Here is a 4,624-nt window from a genome sequence, read left to right as displayed (position 1 = left end):
ACGGCGGCGAAGGCACCCCGTACGACATCCGCGCCGAGATCGGCCAGATCCACCCCAAGGTCGCGCCGATCGAGGGCGAGCGGGTCGTGACGAAGACAGCGCCCAACGCCTACGTCGGCACCGAGCTCGGCGAGCTCGTCGACGCTGCCGGCCACGATGACGTCGTCATCGCCGGGTTCATGACGAACATGTGCGTGCAGTTCACCACGGAGGGCAGCTTCTTGAACGGGAAGAAGCCCACGGTCGTCGCGGACGCATCGGCCACCCGGCCGCTGGAGACGGTCGTCTCCGCGGTGTCGGCGAAGCAGCTGCACGACAGCGCACTGGCGACGATCGCGGACCTGTACGGCGTCGTCGTCAAGACGGCCGACGACCTGTCATAAGCACGGAAGAAAGGGGTATCGATCATGTCCACCGACGATCAGGGGTGCCCGGTCGGTCACCACCAGGCCGCTCAGACGCCCGTCCCGAAGGTGCTCTCGCGGTCGCCGCACCGCAATGTCGACGAGATCGACCCGCACGACCTGGACATGACCGCCTTCTGGTCGGACCCGCGCGTTCGAGCCCGGGAGTCGGTCGTCCAGATCGACACCGACATGCAGGTCAGCTACGCCGCTCTCAAGGCCGAGCTGATCAAGCACCTCTCGCCAGTCATCGTCGTCAACAACGAGGAGCGGGGCGGCGAGTACACCCTGGTCCTCAACGGGAAGACTGAGTCGCTGCACCCCATCTCGAGGACGTTCGAGCTTGCGAAGTCGGTGGCCCACGTCCCGCTGGGGATCTTCTCGGTGATCGCTCCGTACCTCAATCGCGCGGAGACGACGGACTGGGCGGAGCCTCTGTCCGCCTTCGGACGCACGCTGCGCACCGCTCGCGAGCGCTTGCGTGACGCGGACATGCCGTCGGGACTCGAAGCCTCGAGCCGGGTGATCCTGGACGCCGGCATCGCGTACATCGACAAGGCGGTCGCCGACGGGCACGTCTCGATCGCCTCGTTCGAACAGTTCTCCGCCAGCGTGTACCCCAGCATCCGCACGAACATGAAGTTCGCCGCGGACGCTCAGATCCGCGGAGTCCGCAAGATCATGAAGAAGTGGAAGAAGCAGATCGGCGAGAAGGGCTGGAAGGACCTCTACGTCGTCGTCCTCTCCATATGGACGACGTCGGTTCTCAACCAGAACTCGATCATCATCCGGACGCTCATGGACCCCGGGAGCGTCGACAGCCACCTCATCGATCTGCCGGCGGCCGAGTTCCCCGCCGATCCCGTGTTCGTGGCCCTCGACAACCTGGCCAGAATCGTGCAGGACAACGTCGCAGCCGAGATGGTGTTCCCGACTGATCAGGTGGTCGCTGACGCGCTCAAGGGACCCGAGGACCTGCTCTCACAGACCATCCTCGGCGAGCTCGACGAGGACGGGTCGGAAGAGGTGGTCCGGGCGTCGTGACGTCCGAGGGGCTCCGATCCCTTCAACGCACTCGAACCCCGACACGCGTTCGCCTGTCGGGGTTCGAGCACGTCGACGATGGTGGAGCCTAGGGCCCGCTCCACTACCTGACGACCGTCGGTCTCGATGACGAAGTGCGATCGAAAGTCAGTGCGAACCACGCACACCAGGGAGCGTCGGGGTTCCGGCGGACCCGGGCTCGGGCCATCCGGCGAGGTGACCCAACCACGCAAGGCTGATCCACTCGCCGGTGATCGTGATGCTGGCTCGGGGTTCGCGGGCGTCCGCCACGTCGAGGCTCCATGGAGCTCGGGGGTCCCGGCCCGTCCGGCCGCTTGGCACCGCGCGAAGTAGCCGGAGGTGCTCCAGCGGCACGTCGATGACCTTCGTGAGCGGAGCGATCTCCGCTTTGTCGGCGTACAGCGTGATGGGGTGTTTGTTCGTCCACCGGTTACCCAGCCACGTGACATCGCCCCCGACCAGGGGAGGTTCGACGTCCAAGGGCTCACGAACGTCGTGAGGCAACCGGGGCCGGATCGGCCGCCGGCGCGGGATGTCACCGGCTGAATCCCCGCCGATCGCCAAGGGGATGTTCACCGCGATCACGGCCACCCACTTCAACAGGTGCCAGAGGCGCAGACCCAGCACGCGGATTCGCGGCATCCGCTGGACGTTCCAGGCAACGACCTCGTCCATGCGGACCGATCGTTCGGAGCGAGCCATGCCCGTCATCGTAGTGAGCGGTCCCGGTCGACACGTGCCCTCAAGCGCGAATGGGTCGTCGCTGCGACCGGGGAGCCACCAACCTCAGACGGCGACACGTGTCTGCGCGATCGACGACCTCGAAGCCCTGGTTCGATTCGACTATCGCGTCAGCCGCACAACGCGGACGCCTAGCGAGTGACGATTGTGACTTCCTCGTCCTGCGACGACAGGTCCGTCGAGCTCAGGCTGTCGGTGTCGGGGTCCGGCGCGACGGGGTCCCGTAGCTTCGGCGGGGCGGGGGCCCAGGGCTTCACGTTCTGGACGACGTCTCCGTAGAACCCGTCGAGGGTGTCGAGCACTGTGTCGATGAAGGCACCGCGTCCGCGCCCACGCTTGCTTCCCATCGTCGCCACGCGCGCCACACGGAACGACTTCAGTTCGCGCGCCGGATCCTCGATCAAGACCTTCGGTTCATCTCGAACCGCACGCAGGAGCTCTGCCGCGCCACCGCCGCGCACTCGGGCGGCGAATGCCTCGATGCGCACGTCGTCTGGGGCGTCCTTCAATTGTCGAACCAGCCAGTTGACTCGCGTTGTCGACCGACCAGTCTGGGGCGCGGGAACGTCCACGTGGCAGGAGACCTGCGACGCGCGGAGGTCAGCGGTGACGGTGATAGGACCGACGGCGCCGGGGATCTTGATGGAGCCGGTGAGCACGCCTGAGTCGGCGAGCGACTTCACGAGCTCAGCTCCGCGGAGCTTGGGGTCCGCTAGGTCCTTGCGTGACAGGTTCTGGACGACGTCGGTACCAAGACGTTGCCCCAGGCGAAGGGACGCGTACCGGAGGAGTGCATCGAAGCGAGAGACGACTTCGGGGGCGTGAGGATCGTTGGCGCGGAGAGTGCCGGCAGCGACAGACTCACGGACCGCAACCCAGTGCTGTCCCATGTCGTCGAGGTCGAGGGCACCCGAACGCTCATGCTCCAGGTAGCGAATGAGCTCGCCGAGGATCCACGCCTGTTCCGGATCGGAGACACCTCGGTGCTCCTTCTGGACGATGGCCGTCGCCAGGACCTCAGACCACGACCAGTGGACGAGCGCGACCTTTCGGAGCTTCCTGCGATCGACCGCAGTCGGATGCTGGCCGGGTGTTGGCGGGATCTCGTTGCTGATGGTGATCAGCGCATCGAACCCCTCCGCGCGAGCGATGTCGAGGTAGTTCTCGAGCTGCTGCGTCTCAAGTTGGTTCTTGCCGGTCTTGACCTCGACCAGGGCGGTCCACTCTCGCGCTCCGCGGCGGACCCGGATGAGTCCGTCGGGGTAGATGCGACTCTCGCCAAGCATGAAGGGCACTTCGATGAAAGTTGTGACGCTTCCCGCTGGAGCGCCGAGACCACTCAGCAGGGCCTTCGCGAAGTCGGGAACGACGCCAAGGACAGCGAGCAGTGCAGATGTTGCCCGGCGCTCCTGCTCGGTCGCCCCGTTGATGCCGGACGTCGGTATCAACCGAGCCGCGTGCCAGGTCTCCTCGCTCACGATGACGCTCCAATCGGTGATGTGGAGCACACATTAGGCGACGTGATGGCCACGATGCGCGCTTCCGGCCCGTACTCGCGTCCGATTGGAACGGCTCGATCCAGTGCCATAACCGACTCAATCCACCCCGGGGGACGCGGCAGTTAGGTCACAACCGCGGCACGCGAGGGCTGGGATGCGTATGAAGACTGGATCAAGTTACGCGGGCCGGAGCGACGGCATCCCTGAGCCGAGCGAGGTCATGGGGCGGGATCCTGACGACGATGATCGTCGCCTCGTTGGAGACGTCGGCGAGTTCGGTCATGTGGAACGACCAGACATCGGCGGTAAAGGCAAAGGGCGCGAGCGCGACAAATGCCTTCCAGTGGTGCTCTTCGATGGGCGTGACCCATCCCGTCACCTCGTAAGCCTCACGCTTTGGTGCGAGAATCGACGCGGCCTCAACGACATCCTCGGGCCAGGATTCGGCCCACTGCCATGGGACTTCCAGTTGAAGCCGGTCCGCACGGGGTCGCACGAACTCGAGGGCCGCGCGGCACGCGGCAATCTGCTGAACTCGGCTCAGGCCAACCGTGTCGACCTGATAGACGGGATCGAGATGCTTCCTGCTGAACCACACAAGGACATCGTTACTCATCGACAGGACACAGACTTGCACCACGACTTCGAACGCTTAGATCAGTTCGTCTCTACAGCGGCCGATGGCACGTGGTGGACCTCAGCATCAGCTCGGGCGAGCGATGCGTCCGTCCTGTAATCACGTGCAATTCCGGGACGCAACTATTTCGGGGTGAGCTCTCCCCACCGTCCCTTAGAGGCACAGCGAGCGAATCGTCAGACGAGACTCGACGAGCGGATCTCTCGGAATCTCCGATGAAGCTGATGGTGGAGCCTAGGGGACTCGAACCCCTAACCCCCTGCTTGCAAAGCAGGTGC

The 4,624-nt window shown here is 65.1% G+C and carries 5 protein-coding genes; 2 read left to right on the top strand and 3 right to left on the bottom strand.

The window, feature by feature from the left end; genetic code table 11:
• Positions 1-383, top strand: a 383-nt coding sequence (locus ABD127_RS19045) for an isochorismatase family protein (RefSeq protein ID WP_344204515.1), incomplete at its 5' end; no start/stop codon positions are given.
• 24 nt (positions 384-407) lie between these two features.
• Positions 408-1,448, top strand: coding sequence for a hypothetical protein (locus ABD127_RS19040; RefSeq protein WP_344204512.1), 1,041 nt, complete (start codon positions 408-410; stop codon positions 1,446-1,448).
• Positions 1,449-1,595: 147 nt separating this feature from the next.
• On the opposite strand, the gene ABD127_RS19035 is transcribed toward ABD127_RS19040, so the two are convergent.
• From ABD127_RS19035 to ABD127_RS19025, 3 genes are all read right to left on the bottom strand, one after another.
• Positions 1,596-2,171 carry a hypothetical protein gene (locus ABD127_RS19035; RefSeq protein ID WP_344204510.1) on the bottom strand — a complete coding sequence of 192 codons (576 nt, stop codon included), beginning with the start codon at positions 2,169-2,171 and terminating at the stop codon, positions 1,596-1,598.
• 170 nt (positions 2,172-2,341) lie between these two features.
• Positions 2,342-3,688 (bottom strand): hypothetical protein, encoded by a 1,347-nt coding sequence (locus tag ABD127_RS19030; RefSeq protein ID WP_344204507.1) that lies wholly within the window; start codon positions 3,686-3,688, stop codon positions 2,342-2,344.
• 193 nt (positions 3,689-3,881) lie between these two features.
• Positions 3,882-4,325: a hypothetical protein gene (locus ABD127_RS19025; RefSeq protein ID WP_344204504.1), complete on the bottom strand. Its 444-nt coding sequence runs from the start codon at positions 4,323-4,325 to the stop codon at positions 3,882-3,884.
• Positions 4,326-4,624 lie beyond the last annotated feature (299 nt).

Origin of the sequence: Aeromicrobium alkaliterrae (assembly GCF_039529015.1) — a bacterium.
GTDB lineage: Bacteria > Actinomycetota > Actinomycetes > Propionibacteriales > Nocardioidaceae > Aeromicrobium > Aeromicrobium alkaliterrae.
The sequence above is the reverse complement of the archived record's forward strand: the minus strand, read 5'-3'. Positions and strand labels throughout refer to the sequence as shown.